The sequence below is a fragment of the Shewanella waksmanii ATCC BAA-643 genome (assembly GCF_000518805.1).
GTDB lineage: Bacteria > Pseudomonadota > Gammaproteobacteria > Enterobacterales > Shewanellaceae > Shewanella > Shewanella waksmanii.
In genome coordinates this window covers 1-16,022 of record NZ_JAEH01000067.1, presented here as the reverse complement: position 1 = coordinate 16,022, position 16,022 = coordinate 1, and the positions used below count along the sequence as shown (strand labels likewise).

Sequence of the window (16,022 nt, the reverse complement as noted above, 5' to 3'; positions counted from 1 at the left end):
TGACGTGAAAGCAGGATGTGCTCACGTGTTTGTGGCATTGGGCCATCTGTAGAAGCAACTACTAGGATTGCGCCGTCCATCTGTGCAGCACCAGTGATCATGTTTTTAACATAATCCGCGTGACCTGGGCAGTCTACGTGTGCGTAGTGACGAGTTGGAGTGTCATATTCGATGTGAGAAGTATTAATTGTAATACCACGCTCGCGCTCTTCTGGAGCGTTATCGATTTGTGCGAAATCACGTGCTTCACCACCGTATGTCTTAGTCAATACAGCAGAGATAGCAGCAGTTAGAGTTGTTTTACCATGGTCAACGTGTCCGATAGTACCAACGTTTACATGGGGTTTATTACGTTCAAATTTTTCTTTAGCCACGATATATTCCTTTCTTTTCAGAAGTGCCCACTTTGTTTAGTGAGCAATAGCAATCAATATAGCAGTTATGGCACTTAGCCGCGATTAATCTTAACCGCGCGCTTCCATAACTGATTTAGCAACATTTTGAGGTGCGTCAGAGTACTTCAAAAACTCCATAGAGTATGAAGCGCGACCTTGTGTCGCACTGCGCAAGTCAGTTGCATAACCAAACATTTCAGATAGAGGTACTACGGCTCGAACGATTTTGACGCCACCAATGCCGTCTTCCATACCTTCGATTAATCCGCGTCGTCTATTTAAGTCGCCAACCACATCACCCATATAATCTTCAGGTGTTGTTACCTCAACTTTCATACAAGGTTCTAACAAGGCAGGGTCTGCTTCAAGCGCACCCTTTTTAAAGCCCATAGAGCCCGCGACTTTAAACGCCATCTCATTTGAATCGACATCATGATATGAGCCGTCATACAAGGTGACTTTAACGTCCAATACAGGGAAGCCAGCTAATACGCCATTCTTCATCTGCTCTTGGATACCTTTATCAACTGCAGGGATGTATTCTCTTGGAACCACACCACCAACAATCTCGTTGACAAATTCGTAACCAAAACCTTCTTCTTGAGGTTCTAGCTTCAGCCAAACATGACCAAATTGACCACGTCCACCTGACTGACGAACAAACTTGCCTTCTACTTCTACAGCTGAGCGAATTGTCTCGCGGTAGGCCACTTGTGGTTTACCCACATTACACTCAACACTAAATTCGCGACGCATACGGTCGACGATGATGTCTAAGTGTAGCTCACCCATACCAGAGATCAGTGTTTGACCAGACTCTTCATCTGTTTCAACACGGAAAGACGGATCTTCGGCTGCCAATTTTTGCAGCGCAATGGCCATTTTCTCTTGGTCTGCTTGAGAGCGAGGCTCTACAGCAATCGTAATTACTGGCTCAGGGAACTCCATACGTTCCAGGATAACTTTGTGGTTAGCATCACATAAGGTATCACCAGTGGTGACGTCTTTAAGACCAATAGCTGCGGCGATGTCGCCAGCGCGCACTTCTTTGATCTCTTGACGGTCGTTAGCGTGCATTTGCACCATACGACCAATACGCTCACGTTTTTGCTTAACAGAGTTGTATACACCAGAACCGGTTTCTAATACGCCCGAATAAACGCGCATAAAGGTTAAGGTGCCAACGAATGGGTCAGTAGCAATTTTAAATGCCAACGCTGAAAACGGTTCATTGTCATCTGAATGACGCTCAACTTCGTTTTCATTGTCATCAATACCCTTAATAGCAGGTACTTCGACAGGTGATGGCAAGTAGTCAATCACTGCATCCAATACAGCCTGCACACCCTTGTTCTTAAATGCAGAACCACAGGTCGCTAAGACTATCTCGTTCGCTAGAGTACGTTGACGTAGCGCTTGCTTAATTTCAGCTTCTGATAACTCGCCCTCTTCGAGGTACTTGTCCATCAGTTCTTCTGAAGCTTCAGCTGCACTCTCAACAAGGTATTCACGCATTTCAGCTGCTTTATCAGCAAGCTCAGCGGGAATATCTTCATAGGTGAACGTTGTGCCTTGATCAGCTTCAGACCAGTTAATGGCCTTCATCTTGATTAAGTCTACGACACCTTTGAACTCTTCTTCTGCACCAATATTCAAATGAATAGGTACACAAGTTGCGCCCAAACGGTTACGAATCTGCTCTACCACACTTTCAAAGTCTGCACCGGCTCGATCCATCTTATTGACGAATACGATGCGAGGTACATGATACTTATCGGCTTGACGCCAAACAGTCTCTGACTGTGGTTCAACACCCGAAGAACCACAGAACACAACAACAGCGCCATCGAGTACACGCAAAGAACGCTCAACTTCAATAGTGAAGTCAACGTGACCTGGAGTGTCGATGATATTGATACGGTGCTCAGTATACTGGGCATCCATACCACGCCAAAACGTAGTTGTTGCAGCTGAGGTGATAGTAATACCACGCTCCTGCTCTTGTTCCATCCAATCCATAGTGGCTGCGCCATCATGAACTTCACCGATTTTATGAGACATACCGGTATAGAACAAAACTCGTTCAGTTGTTGTGGTTTTTCCTGCGTCAACATGAGCACAAATACCGATATTACGGTAACGCTCAATAGGAGTTGTACGAGCCACGATTAAACCCTCTTTACTAGTGATAACACACTAGTGATGTAAAACATGGTGCAGGCAAATGCCTGCACCAAGAGATTACCAGCGGTAATGTGCAAACGCTTTGTTCGCTTCTGCCATACGATGCACGTCTTCGCGCTTCTTAACAGCAGTACCTTTGTTTTCAGCAGCGTCTAGCATTTCACCGGCTAGACGTAGAGCCATAGATTTTTCACCACGCTTACGAGCAGCTTCAACTAACCAACGCATACCCAACGCGTTACGACGAACTGGGCGTACTTCACATGGTACCTGGTAAGTAGAACCACCAACACGACGAGATTTAACCTCGACTGATGGGCGAACGTTTTCCAGGGCTGCTTCAAGGATCACTAGGTGGTCTTCGCCTTTTTTCTCAGCGACAACATCTAGTGCCTTATAGATAATTTTTTCTGCAGTAGACTTTTTGCCATCCTGCATAATGACGTTGATGAACTTAGCCAGCAACTCACTATTGAACTTTGGATCTGGTAGGATTTTACGTTGTCCTACAACGCGACGTCTTGGCATAACAATTTCTCCGTATGCTTCAGGGACCCCAAAACTGGAATCAAAATATTAGCTTGGCCTTACTTAACGGAAAACGTTAAGACTTAGGACGCTTAGCTCCGTACTTAGAACGACCTTGACGACGCTCACTTACACCAGCACAGTCTAATGCGCCACGAACAGTGTGATAACGAACACCAGGTAAGTCTTTAACACGACCACCACGGATTAGAATCACGCTGTGTTCCTGCAGGTTGTGGCCTTCACCGCCGATATACGAAGTTACTTCGAAACCGTTAGTTAGACGCACACGAGCTACTTTACGTAGTGCAGAGTTAGGTTTTTTTGGTGTGGTTGTGTATACGCGAGTACAAACACCACGTTTTTGTGGACACGCAGCCAGCGCTGGCACATTAGTCTTTTCGACTTTAGGCGCGCGAGGCTTACGTACCAACTGGTTTACAGTTGCCATGTATAGCTCCGAATCAGTTGAATTAACTCAACAGTAAGGTGTGAAAAATCTATGTCCCACAAATGTGGGAGGCGAAATTTTAGAAAGGTAATGCCCGCCTGTCAAGAAATAGCCAACTTTTAAGCGATTTAATGTAAAAAAAAGGCGCCAAAGGCGCCTTTTTTACATTCTATTTACCAAACTAGGTGAATTAATCTGAACTACCAGCAAGATTTAATAGATCTGCTAGGTTCTGTTCAGCTTCACTTGCGCTGATAGTTGGTGCTTCTTCGACAGCTGCATTCGGTGCCGCTTGAGAACGGTTCTGGTGATAGGCATAACCTGTACCAGCAGGGATCAAACGACCCACGATTACGTTCTCTTTCAAGCCGCGTAGCTTATCACTCTTACCACCAACAGCCGCTTCAGTAAGAACACGTGTGGTCTCCTGGAACGATGCTGCAGAGATAAACGACTCAGTTGCAAGCGATGCTTTGGTAATACCCAATAGTTCACGCTCGAACTTAGCAGGCAGCTTACCTTGTGCTTCCAACTCACGGTTAGCAATCTTAACGCGAGAAACTTCAACTTGTTCACCCGCTAAGAATTCGCTATCACCCGCTTCAGTGATCTCACACTTACGTAGCATCTGACGAATAATCACTTCAATGTGCTTATCGTTAATTTTTACGCCCTGTAGACGGTATACGTCTTGGACTTCGTTAACGATATAGTTAGCCACCTTATGAATACCGCGTAGACGCAGGATATCGTGTGCTGCTTCTGGACCGTCTGCAATAACCTCACCGCGTTCAACTTTTTCACCTTCGAACACGTTTAGGTTACGCCACTTCGGAATCATCTCTTCGTATGGCTTACCACCATCTGCAGGCGTGATCACTAGACGACGCTTACCTTTGGTTTCTTTACCAAACGAGATAGTACCTGAGTGCTCAGCAAGAATTGCAGGCTCTTTAGGCTTACGTGCTTCGAACAAATCAGCAACACGTGGTAGACCACCGGTAATATCACGAGTCTTCGAAGACTCCTGAGGGATACGTGCCAAGGCGTCACCAACGTTAATTGGTGCGTTATCGTCTTGGTTAACGATCGCGTTACCTGGTAAGAAGTATTGAGCAGGTACTTCAGTACCTGGAATCATTAAGTCATTACCATCGGCGCCAACAAGACGAATCGCAGGACGCATCTCTTTACCAGCAGTAGGACGTTGACCCACTTCTAGTACTACGATTGACGATAGACCCGTTAGTTCGTCTGTTTGACGGTTCATGGTGACACCTTCAATCATATCAACGAACTTAATACTACCGGCAACCTCAGAAACGATTGGGTGAGTATGTGGATCCCAGTTAGCAATGATTTCACCAGCTTCTACGCTCGCATCTTCTAGCTTCTCAAGCACAGTACCGTAAGGCACTTTATAACGCTCTTTCTCACGACCTAGCTCATCAATAATGGCTAGTTCAGAAGAACGAGAAACAATCACTAGCTTGCCGTCACTGTTAGTTACATGCTTAGCATTGTGTAGTTTCAGTGTACCAACGTTCTTAACTTGAACGTTGTTTTCAGCTGAAGCTCGAGATGCCGCACCACCAATGTGGAAAGTACGCATCGTAAGCTGTGTACCTGGCTCACCAATTGATTGTGCTGCAACAACACCAATGGCTTCACCTTGGTTGATGATATGACCACGTGCAAGGTCACGACCATAACAAGCGGCACACACACCAAAGTCAGTATCACAGCTGATCACAGAGCGAACAATCACTTCGTCAACTGAGTTTTCTTCTAACTTGTCACACCATGCTTCATCTAGCAGCGTGTTACGTGGTGCAAGTACGTCTTCAGTACCTGGATAGTAAACATCTTCAGCAACAACACGACCTAGTACACGTTCACGTAACGGCTCAACTACATCACCACCTTCAATAAGCGGCTTCATAGTTAGACCTTCGTGGGTACCACAATCTTCTTCGATAACAACCAAATCTTGTGCTACGTCAACTAGACGACGAGTTAGGTAACCCGAGTTAGCTGTCTTCAATGCAGTATCGGCAAGACCTTTACGCGCACCGTGAGTAGAAATAAAGTACTGTAGTACGTTTAGACCTTCACGGAAGTTAGCCACAATTGGGGTTTCGATGATTGAGCCATCTGGCTTAGCCATCAGACCACGCATACCCGCTAGCTGACGAATCTGTGCTGCACTACCACGAGCGCCTGAGTCGGCCATCATGTAGATGCTGTTGAAAGAATCTTGAATTTCCTCTTCGCCTTCACGGTTAAGCACTGTCTCAGTAGACAGGTTATCCATCATCGCTTTAGATACTTTCTCGTTAGCACTTGCCCAGATATCAATGACTTTGTTGTAACGCTCACCGGCAGTTACTAGACCAGATTGGAACTGCTCTTGAATTTCAAGAACTTCAGCTTCCGCATCTGATACCAAAGTGTATTTCTCATCTGGAATCACCATGTCGTTGATACCCACAGATGCGCCCGATACGGTTGCAAAGTGGAAACCGGTGTACATCAATTGGTCAGCAAAGATAACAGTATCTTTTAGACCCAATTGGCGATAACAGGTGTTCAACAGTTTAGAGATCTGCTTCTTACCCATGTTTTGGTTAACCAAATCATACGATAAGCCTTTAGGCAGAATTTGTGAAAGCAGTGCACGACCCACAGTCGTATCAACGATACGGCGTGTTTCGACTGGCTCACCATTGTCAGTAAACTGAGTTTCAGTAATACGAACTTTAACGCGTGCATGAATCTCAGCAACACCAGTACGATAAGCTTTTTCAACTTCATCTACTGATTCAAATGCCATCGCTTCACCTTTACCATTCACGCATTCGCGGCTGGTATAGTAAAGACCCAATACAACGTCTTGAGAAGGAACGATGATTGGCTCACCATTCGTTGGAGACAAGATGTTGTTGGTAGACATCATTAGCGAGCGTGCTTCTAACTGCGCTTCAAGCGTTAGCGGCACGTGAACAGCCATTTGGTCACCATCGAAGTCAGCGTTGTACGCCGCACAAACGAGTGGATGTAGCTGAATCGCTTTACCTTCAATGAGTACTGGCTCAAACGCCTGGATACCAAGACGGTGAAGTGTTGGTGCACGGTTAAGCATGACTGGATGTTCACGAATCACTTCGTCTAGTACATCCCATACTTCAGCCACTTCGCGCTCTACCATTTTCTTAGCAGCTTTAATCGTTGTCGCTAAACCACGACCTTCAAGCTTGCCATAAATAAACGGCTTAAATAGCTCAAGCGCCATCTTCTTAGGAAGACCACACTGATGCAGACGCAAAGTTGGGCCTACGGTAATTACCGAACGACCAGAGTAATCAACACGCTTACCTAGCAGGTTCTGACGGAAACGACCTTGCTTACCTTTGATCATATCAGCCAAAGATTTAAGCGGGCGCTTATTAGAACCGGTAATTGCACGACCACGACGACCATTATCTAATAGTGCATCAACAGACTCTTGTAACATACGCTTTTCGTTACGTACGATGATGTCTGGAGCAGCAAGGTCCAATAGACGTTTTAGACGGTTGTTACGGTTAATCACACGACGGTAAAGGTCGTTCAGATCAGACGTAGCAAAACGGCCACCATCTAGTGGAACTAATGGACGAAGATCAGGTGGCAGAACCGGAAGAACCTTAAGGATCATCCACTCTGGCTTATTACCTGAGTTGAAGAAGGCTTCAATAAGCTTAAGACGCTTAGTGATCTTCTTACGACGAGTCTCAGAATTGATTGATGGCAACTCTTCGCGCATCATTTCAATTTCTTTCTCTAGATCGATAGCACGTAGCAATTCAAGAACCGCTTCGGCACCCATCTTAGCTTCAAACTCATCGCCATATTCTTCTAGCGCGTCTAAGTAGTTTTCTTCAGTTAGCATTTGACCGCGCTCAAGGCTGGTCATGCCAGGCTCAATCACAACAAATGATTCGAAGTAAAGTACGCGCTCGATGTCACGCAATGTCATATCTAGCATTAGGCCGATACGAGATGGCAGAGACTTCAAGAACCAAATATGCGCAACCGGGCTAGCGAGATCAATGTGACCCATACGCTCACGACGTACTTTAGTCTGTGTAACTTCAACGCCACACTTTTCACAGATCACACCACGGTGCTTAAGGCGCTTATACTTACCGCATAAACACTCATAATCTTTAACTGGGCCAAAAATACGCGCACAGAACAAACCTTCACGCTCAGGCTTGAAAGTACGGTAGTTGATAGTTTCTGGCTTCTTAACTTCACCAAATGACCAAGAGCGGATCAAGTCTGGCGACGCTAGGCCAATCTTGATACCTTCAAATTCTTCAGTCTTACTTTGCTGTTTCAGAAACTTTAATAAGTCTTTCACGTTTCTCTCCTGAAGGAGTTAAACCGGGTGCCCCGCTCGCGCAGAGCACCAATTTATCGCCGATAAATCGGCAGTCGCCAAGTGTTACTCTTGATCCAACTCGATATTAATACCGAGTGAACGGATCTCCTTCAGCAATACGTTGAAGGACTCAGGCATACCTGGTTGCATCTGGTGGTTACCGTCGACGATGTTCTTATACATCTGAGTACGACCGTTAACATCATCAGACTTAACAGTAAGCATTTCTTGAAGCGTGTAAGCGGCACCGTATGCTTCTAGTGCCCAAACTTCCATCTCACCGAAACGCTGACCACCAAACTGTGCTTTACCGCCCAGTGGTTGCTGAGTAACAAGACTATAAGAACCCGTTGAACGAGCATGCATCTTATCGTCTACCAAGTGGTTCAGTTTCAGCATGTACATGTAACCTACAGTTACTTGACGCTCAAACTCATTACCAGTACGACCATCATAAAGGGTACGCTGACCAGAGGTAGGCAGACCAGCAAGCGCTAGCATGTCCTTAATCTCTTTCTCTTTCGCACCATCAAATGCTGGAGTCGCTGTTGGCACACCACCTTTTAGGTTCTTAGCAAGACGTAAAACCTCTTCATCAGTAAATGAATCGATATCGACCTGCTGCTGCACGTCTTCACCTAACTCATATACTTGTTTGATGTAATTACGAAGCTCTGCTAATTCGCGCTGCTCTTCAAGCATAGCAGTGATTTGATCACCGATACCCTTAGCGGCTGCACCTAAATGCACTTCAAGAACCTGACCGATGTTCATACGAGATGGTACACCTAGTGGGTTCAATACGATGTCTACAGGGTTACCGTTTTCATCGTAAGGCATGTCTTCAACAGGGTTAATCTTAGAGATAACACCCTTGTTACCGTGACGACCCGCCATCTTATCACCAGGCTGGATAGTACGCTTAACCGCAAGGTAAACCTTAACGATCTTCAATACGCCAGGTGCTAAGTCATCGCCTTGAGTAATCTTGCGACGCTTGATTTCAAACTTCTTGTCGAAATCAGCTTTCAGCTCTTCATGCTGCTCGGCTAACTGCTCAAGTTCAGTTTGCTTAGCTTCATCATCAATAGATTGAACTAGCAACTGAGGGCGAGCAATCGCATCAAGTTGTGCTTCACTGAAACCAGCGGTTAATAGCAGGTTACGTGCACGGCCAAAGACACCTTCTTCAAGGATCTTGAACTCTTCAGTCAAATCTTTCTTAGCTTGACCGATATGCATCTCTTCAATTTCTACAGCACGCTTATCTTTCTCAACGCCGTCACGAGTAAATACTTGTACGTCGATGATAGTACCTTTAACAGAGTTAGGTACACGTAGTGAACTGTCTTTAACATCAGATGCTTTTTCACCGAAGATAGCACGCAGTAGCTTTTCTTCTGGAGTCAGCTGAGTTTCACCTTTAGGTGTTACTTTACCAACTAGGATGTCGCCACCCTTAACTTCTGCACCGATATAAACGATACCAGACTCATCTAGCTTAGAAAGCGCAGACTCACCTACGTTTGGAATATCAGCTGTGATCTCTTCGCTACCCAACTTAGTATCACGAGCAATACAAGAAAGCTCTTGAATGTGGATAGTTGTGAAGCGGTCTTCCTGAGCAACACGCTCAGAGATAAGGATTGAATCCTCAAAGTTGTAACCGTTCCAAGGCATGAACGCGATACGCATGTTCTGACCAAGAGCCAAATCACCTAAATCGGTAGATGGACCATCGGCAAGTACGTCGCCACGAACCACTGGATCGCCAACTGAACAACAAGGACGCTGGTTAATACAAGTGTTCTGGTTAGAACGCGTGTATTTGGTCAAGTTGTAGATGTCGATACCCGCTTCGCCTGGTGTTAGTTCAGCTTCGTTGACTTTAACAACGATACGGCTGGCATCAACGTAGTCGATGTAACCACCGCGTTTAGCAGCAACAACAACGCCAGAGTCAACAGCAAGTGTACGCTCAATACCGGTACCAACTAATGGCTTGTCAGCCTTCAGTGTTGGTACTGCTTGACGTTGCATGTTCGCACCCATCAATGCACGGTTAGCATCATCGTGTTCTAGGAACGGAATCAACGACGCAGCAACAGAAATAATCTGTTGTGGTGAAACGTCCATGTATTGAACATCTGCAGCGCGCATAAAGGTCGCTTCACCTTTGTGACGACATGCAATTTGCTCTTCAATCATGCGACCGTCGTTATCAACTTCGATGTTTGCCTGTGCAATCACATAACGACCTTCTTCGATTGCTGATAGGTAATCTACCTGATCAGTAATCACACCATCTACAACCTTACGGTAAGGTGTTTCTAAGAAGCCGTACGAGTTGGTACGTGCAAAACTTGCTAGCGAGTTAATTAGACCAATGTTTGGACCTTCAGGGGTCTCAATTGGACATAGACGACCATAGTGAGTTGGGTGAACATCTCGAACTTCGAAGCCCGCACGTTCACGTGTCAAACCACCAGGACCTAAAGCAGAAATACGACGCTTATGCGTCACTTCTGACAATGGGTTGTTTTGGTCCATGAATTGAGACAGCTGAGAAGAACCGAAAAATTCTTTAACAGCAGCAGAAATTGGCTTAGCGTTGATCAAGTCCTGAGGCATAAGCTCATTCAGATCGCCTAGGCTTAAACGCTCACGTACGGCACGTTCTACACGAACTAGGCCAACGCGGAATTGGTTTTCAGCCATTTCGCCAACACTACGGATACGACGGTTACCCAAGTGATCGATATCATCAACTTCATCTAGACCGTTACGGATCTTGATGATGTTTTGCATAACTGCAACGATATCTTCTTTAGTTAGGATACCAGTACCTTCATCATCGTCGATGCTTAGACGACGATTGAACTTCATACGACCTACTTTAGATAGGTCATAACGCTCTTCACTGAAGAACAAGTTCTGGAACAATGCTTCTGCCGCATCTTTGGTTGGTGGCTCGCCTGGACGCATCATACGATAAATTTCAACCAACGCTTCTAAGCGGTTAGTGGTTGAATCGATGCGCAGCGTGTCAGAAATGTAAGCGCCATTATCAAGATCGTTGATATATAGCGTGTCAATTTCTTTAATGCCTGCCATAGACAGCTTAGCAAGATCTTCTAAGCTAATCTCACCGTTAGCAGATACCAACACTTCGCCTGTATCAGGATCGATGTAGTCTTGAGCAGAAATCTTACCAGCGATGTATTCTACTGGTACTTCTAACTCAGTGGTGTTGGTCTTTTCTAGCTGACGAATATGACGTGCAGTAATGCGACGGCCCTTCTCTACAAGAACGGTACCTTCAGCATCTTTAATGTCATAGCTTGCTGTTTCACCACGTAGGCGATCAGCAACCAAGTTCATCACTAGTGAATCTTTCTTGATCTTGTACTGAACACGATCGAAGAACAGATCTAGGATATCTTGGGTTGAGTAGTCTAGTGCACGTAAGATGATTGACGCGGCCAATTTACGACGACGGTCAATACGAACGAACAGTGCATCTTTTGGATCAAACTCAAAATCTAACCATGAGCCACGGTAAGGAATAATACGTGCGTTATAAAGCACCTTACCAGAAGAGTGGGTCTTACCACGGTCGTGATCGAAGAATACACCAGGACTACGGTGTAACTGAGATACGATTACACGCTCAGTACCATTGATAACAAAAGTACCGTTATCAGTCATAAGAGGGATATCCCCCATATAGACTTCTTGTTCTTTAATGTCTTTGACTGTACCAGGTGCAGCTTCACGGTCATACAGAACCATACGCAATTTAACGCGTAATGGTGCAGAGTATGTAACACCGCGGATTTGACACTCTTTCACATCAAAAACTGGCTCACCTAGCTTGTAGCTAACGTACTGTAGCTCTGAGTTACCAGAAAAGCTCTTGATGGGAAAAACGCTACGGAATGCAGCTTCTAAGCCGCGCTCACCCGTAGGATCTTGATCGGTGAACTTCTTAAAAGAGTCCAACTGAATTGACAACAGGTAAGGGATATCCAGCACTTGTGGACGCTTACCAAAGTCTTTGCGAATACGCTTCTTTTCAGAATAGGAGTAAACCATGGGTTTCCTCTGATTGCGAGATGTGACCAAGACTGAAACAACCTAATGTTGTAACAGCACGTTTGCCCATCACCGTTGAAAGCAAGAACCTAGCCAGTAATCTCTGCCAGGAACTGCAACATTTGGCGACAAACGGTGAATAAAAAATCGCCAACGCTTACAGCGCAAAAAAGGCCGACGGTTAAAAAACCGCCAGCCTCCGCCCGATTGCTCGGGGGTAGTAAGTTAAATTATAACTTACTTGATCTCAACAGCAGCACCAGCCGCTTCTAGATCAGTCTTAAGAGCTTCAGCTTCTTCTTTAGAGATAGCTTCTTTAACTGCTACTGGAGCAGATTCAGCCATGCCTTTAGCTTCTTTCAGGCCTAGACCTGTAGCGCCACGAAGAGCTTTAATTACTGCAACTTTGTTGTCGCCGTGAGAAGTAAGAATTACGTCGAATTCTGTTTTCTCTTCAGCAGCGCCAGCATCGCCAGCACCACCAGAAACAACAGCAGCAGCGGCAGATACGCCGAACTTCTCTTCCATTGCTTCGATTAGTTCAACAACTTCCATTACAGACATTTCTGCAAGGGCTTCTAAGATTTGGTCTTTAGTGATAGACATAACAAAAAATTCCTAATTGTACTGAATTCAATTTAATTAAGCGGCTAATCGTGTGATTAAGCTGCTTCTTTCTGATCGCGAAGAGCGGCCAATGTACGAACCAACTTGCCAGCAGATGCTTCTTTTAGAGTCATCATGAACTGAGCTAGTGCTTCTTCGTATGTTGGTAGTTTCGCTAAACGATCAATATCCGCTGCAGGGATTAGTTCCCCTTCAAAGGCTGCTGCTTTGATTTCAAACTTCTCTTGCTCTTTAGCGAAGTCTTTAAGAAGACGCGCTGCAGCACCTGGGTGCTCGTTAGAGAATGCAATCAAAGTAGGACCAGTAAACGTGTCAGCTAGGCACTCAAAATCAGTACCTTCAACAGCGCGCTTAGCTAGAGTGTTACGTACAACTTTAACGTATACACCAGCTTCACGAGCAGCTTTACGAAGACCAGTCATATCACCTACAGTCACACCGCGTGAATCGGCAACTACTGCAGATAAAGCACCCTTGGCAGCTTCGCTGACTTCAGCAACAATCGCTTTTTTGTCTTCGAGTCTTAATGCCATTGGCTTTACTCCTGGATTCTATCTAGGGATTTCCCCTAGCAATTACCATACTAAGCAATCAATTGCTTAGTTACTTACGGCGCGAATTTCCAGGCAGAAAAAATCTATCTGGGGTCCGACACCGTCTACGTAGGAAATTAAGTTAATCGAATGAAAAACACCTACGGTCTTGGACGGAAGTCTAAAAATCAACCACTTAGTGATTAAAAATTAGACCTCAACCCACAAAGTGCGCGAATTATAAATGAATTCACCCACTTTGTAAAACAAGCTTAAGAAATTAGCTTGAAGTAGTTAGGCTAGCCTGATCTACTGCAACACCTGCACCCATAGTGGTAGAGATGCTAACTTTCTTAAGGAAAACACCTTTAGCTGAAGCAGGCTTAGCCTTAACTAGAGCAACTAGAAGTGCTTCTAAGTTTTCTTTCAACTGTGCAGGTTCAAAGTCAACCTTACCGATTGTAGAATGGATGATACCATTCTTATCGTTACGGTAGCGTACTTGACCCGCTTTAGCGTTCTTAACTGCCTCTGCAACGTTTGGAGTTACAGTGCCAGTTTTAGGGTTAGGCATAAGACCACGTGGGCCTAAGATTTGACCTAACTGACCAACAACGCGCATAGCATCTGGAGATGCGATAACAACGTCGAAGTTCATTTCACCAGCTTTAACTTGTGCAGCAAGCTCGTCCATACCGACTAGCTCAGCGCCAGCTTCTGTAGCTGCTTCTGCGTTTGCACCTTGAGTGAACACAGCAACACGAACTTCACGACCAGTACCGTGTGGTAGTACAGTAGCACCACGAACGTTTTGGTCAGATTTACGTGGGTCAACACCTAGGTTAACCGCTACATCAACACTTTCTACGAACTTAGCAGTAGCAAGCTCTTTAAGCAGTGCAACAGCTTCATTGATTTCGTAGTTTTTAGTCACTTCGACTTTTTCGCGGATCAAACGAGCGCGTTTAGTTAGCTTTGCCATTATATTAGTCCTCTACTACCAAACCCATTGAACGCGCAGTACCTTCAATAGAACGCATCATCGCTTCCATATCAGCACCAGTCATATCAGCTTGCTTAACTTCAGCAATCTCTTGAACAGCGCTACGCTTGATAGTGCCCACTTTCTCAGTGTTAGGACGGCCAGAACCAGATTTCAGACCTGCTGCTTTAAGCAGTAGGAAAGAAGCAGGTGGCGTCTTAGTTTCGAAAGTGAAAGAACGGTCGGTGTATACCGTAATAACAACAGGAATTGGCATACCTTTGTCGAACTTTTCAGTACGAGCGTTGAATGCTTTACAGAATTCCATGATGTTAACACCTTTTTGACCCAATGCAGGACCAACTGGTGGCGACGGATTTGCAGCACCGGCTGCTACTTGTAGTTTGATGTAACCATCAACTTTTTTAGCCATGAGACATTTTCCTCAAGTATGGGTACAAACGCTAAAGACGACATGTCTTATAGCTCCCCGAAAACAATGGGTGCGGATTATATAAAAAATCCGCACCCATTCCAAATAAATTTTGTACTTTAATTAATCAGCTTTTTTCGATCTGACTAAAGTCGAGTTCTACTGGTGTAGAGCGACCGAAGATCATCACAGAAACCTTAACGCGGTTCTTCTCGTAATCCACTTCTTCAACTGTACCGTTAAAGTCGGCAAAAGGACCGTCAGTAACGCGAACAATTTCACCAGGCTCAAACATAACGCGATGAGTTGGAGACTCTGTCGTTTCTTGTAGACGCTGCAAGATAGCATTAGCTTCTTTGTCAGAAATAGGCGCAGGTCGATCAGAAGTACCACCAATGAAGCCCATTACACGTGGAATGCTTTTCACTAGATGCCAGCTTTCGTCATTCATATCCATCTGAACTAACACGTAGCCAGGGAAAAATTTACGTTCGCTCTTACGACGCTGACCAGCACGCATCTCTACCACTTCTTCGGTCGGTACAAGTACCTCACCGAAATGGTGTTCCATGCTATGCATTTTGATGTGCTCTAGAAGAGACTTACATACTCGTCCTTCATAGCCTGAAAAAGCTTGAACAACATACCATCTCTTTTTAGCTTCAGTTGCTTCAGTCATGCGAAATGCCTATACGCCTGTAATAAAATTAACAATTCTTAGTAGTACTGCGTCCATACCCCAAAGGATAAGTGCTAGTACACCTGTCGCCGCTAGTACGATGAAAGTCGTGTTAAGTGCTTCTTGGCGAGTAGGCCAGACAACTTTACGAACTTCAATATGTGATTCACGGGCAAAAACAAGCGCCTGCTTGCCTTTCTCGGTTTGTAGTGCAATGAAACCAGCAATAGCAAAAGCAACCACCACACTAATAGCGCGAACCAACACACTCGCTTCGCTATACATTTGGTTACCAACAATAGCGGCAGCCAACAAAATGACCACTAGGCCCCATTTTACGATATCCAAGGAGTTGCCTTGGTTTTCTGTATTTGTTGTCATCGGTTAATTCCGTTACTTACTGCGACCTGAGCCTAACAGGCCAAACTTTATAGGCAAAACGATATCAAGAATTGATTTCTTGATACCTCACCCCGAGCCTACATCATAGATTGACATAATCCCAGAGGGTCAAAAATCGGCCATAGATTGTATGCTTATTCAGACCAATTGGCAAGGCGCGCAGTCTGGTTATCATTAAATATAACCTAAAACAAAAAAGGCAGCCTAAGCTGCCTTTTCTTATCACTAAATCGACGACATATTAGTCGATGATTTTAGCTACAACACCAGCACCAACTGTACGGCCA

At 45.1% G+C, this 16,022-nt stretch carries 12 protein-coding genes; all 12 read right to left on the bottom strand.

Features of this window, described 5'->3' with window-relative positions:
* The coding region (locus L865_RS24210; RefSeq protein ID WP_037471619.1) for a GTP-binding protein at positions 1-374 on the bottom strand (374 nt) is incomplete at its 3' end.
* A gap of 90 nt (positions 375-464) precedes the next feature.
* On the bottom strand, positions 465-2,561 hold the full coding sequence (fusA, locus tag L865_RS0119170; RefSeq protein WP_028774716.1) for an elongation factor G: 2,097 nt from the start codon (positions 2,559-2,561) through the stop codon (positions 465-467).
* 75 nt (positions 2,562-2,636) lie between these two features.
* Positions 2,637-3,107, bottom strand: a complete 471-nt coding sequence (gene rpsG / locus L865_RS0119165) for a 30S ribosomal protein S7 (protein ID WP_028774715.1) — start codon at positions 3,105-3,107, stop codon at positions 2,637-2,639.
* A gap of 76 nt (positions 3,108-3,183) precedes the next feature.
* On the bottom strand, positions 3,184-3,558 hold the full coding sequence (gene rpsL / locus L865_RS0119160) for a 30S ribosomal protein S12 (RefSeq protein WP_028774714.1): 375 nt from the start codon (positions 3,556-3,558) through the stop codon (positions 3,184-3,186).
* Between the two features lie 190 nt (positions 3,559-3,748).
* Positions 3,749-7,963 carry a DNA-directed RNA polymerase subunit beta' gene (gene rpoC / locus L865_RS0119155; RefSeq protein ID WP_028774713.1) on the bottom strand — a complete coding sequence of 1,405 codons (4,215 nt, stop codon included), beginning with the start codon at positions 7,961-7,963 and terminating at the stop codon, positions 3,749-3,751.
* Between the two features lie 84 nt (positions 7,964-8,047).
* Positions 8,048-12,079, bottom strand: coding sequence for a DNA-directed RNA polymerase subunit beta (rpoB, locus tag L865_RS0119150; protein ID WP_028774712.1), 4,032 nt, complete (start codon positions 12,077-12,079; stop codon positions 8,048-8,050).
* 237 nt (positions 12,080-12,316) lie between these two features.
* Positions 12,317-12,685, bottom strand: a complete 369-nt coding sequence (gene rplL, locus L865_RS0119145) for a 50S ribosomal protein L7/L12 (protein ID WP_028774711.1) — start codon at positions 12,683-12,685, stop codon at positions 12,317-12,319.
* A 56-nt stretch (positions 12,686-12,741) separates the two neighbouring features.
* The gene (gene rplJ / locus L865_RS0119140; RefSeq protein WP_028774710.1) at positions 12,742-13,239 is read right to left on the bottom strand and encodes a 50S ribosomal protein L10; all 498 of its coding nucleotides are present in this window, start codon (positions 13,237-13,239) and stop codon (positions 12,742-12,744) included.
* Positions 13,240-13,519: 280 nt separating this feature from the next.
* The gene (gene rplA / locus L865_RS0119135) at positions 13,520-14,221 is read right to left on the bottom strand and encodes a 50S ribosomal protein L1 (RefSeq protein WP_028774709.1); all 702 of its coding nucleotides are present in this window, start codon (positions 14,219-14,221) and stop codon (positions 13,520-13,522) included.
* Positions 14,222-14,225: 4 nt separating this feature from the next.
* Positions 14,226-14,654, bottom strand: coding sequence for a 50S ribosomal protein L11 (gene rplK, locus L865_RS0119130; protein WP_028774708.1), 429 nt, complete (start codon positions 14,652-14,654; stop codon positions 14,226-14,228).
* Positions 14,655-14,781: 127 nt separating this feature from the next.
* On the bottom strand, positions 14,782-15,333 hold the full coding sequence (nusG, locus tag L865_RS0119125) for a transcription termination/antitermination protein NusG (RefSeq protein ID WP_028774707.1): 552 nt from the start codon (positions 15,331-15,333) through the stop codon (positions 14,782-14,784).
* A gap of 9 nt (positions 15,334-15,342) precedes the next feature.
* Positions 15,343-15,714, bottom strand: coding sequence for a preprotein translocase subunit SecE (gene secE / locus L865_RS0119120; RefSeq protein ID WP_028774706.1), 372 nt, complete (start codon positions 15,712-15,714; stop codon positions 15,343-15,345).
* Positions 15,715-16,022 lie beyond the last annotated feature (308 nt).

Bases quoted from the DNA above. Each gene is read 5' to 3' on its own strand.
- rpsG (WP_028774715.1), bottom strand. From the start codon at position 3,107: ATGCCAAGACGTCGCGTTGTAGGACAACGTAAAATCCTACCAGATCCA.
- rpsL (WP_028774714.1), bottom strand. From the start codon at position 3,558: ATGGCAACTGTAAACCAGTTGGTACGTAAGCCTCGCGCGCCTAAAGTC.
- rpoB (WP_028774712.1), bottom strand. From the start codon at position 12,079: ATGGTTTACTCCTATTCTGAAAAGAAGCGTATTCGCAAAGACTTTGGT.
- rplL (WP_028774711.1), bottom strand. From the start codon at position 12,685: ATGTCTATCACTAAAGACCAAATCTTAGAAGCCCTTGCAGAAATGTCT.
- rplJ (WP_028774710.1), bottom strand. From the start codon at position 13,239: ATGGCATTAAGACTCGAAGACAAAAAAGCGATTGTTGCTGAAGTCAGC.
- rplA (WP_028774709.1), bottom strand. From the start codon at position 14,221: ATGGCAAAGCTAACTAAACGCGCTCGTTTGATCCGCGAAAAAGTCGAA.
- rplK (WP_028774708.1), bottom strand. From the start codon at position 14,654: ATGGCTAAAAAAGTTGATGGTTACATCAAACTACAAGTAGCAGCCGGT.
- nusG (WP_028774707.1), bottom strand. From the start codon at position 15,333: ATGACTGAAGCAACTGAAGCTAAAAAGAGATGGTATGTTGTTCAAGCT.
- secE (WP_028774706.1), bottom strand. From the start codon at position 15,714: ATGACAACAAATACAGAAAACCAAGGCAACTCCTTGGATATCGTAAAA.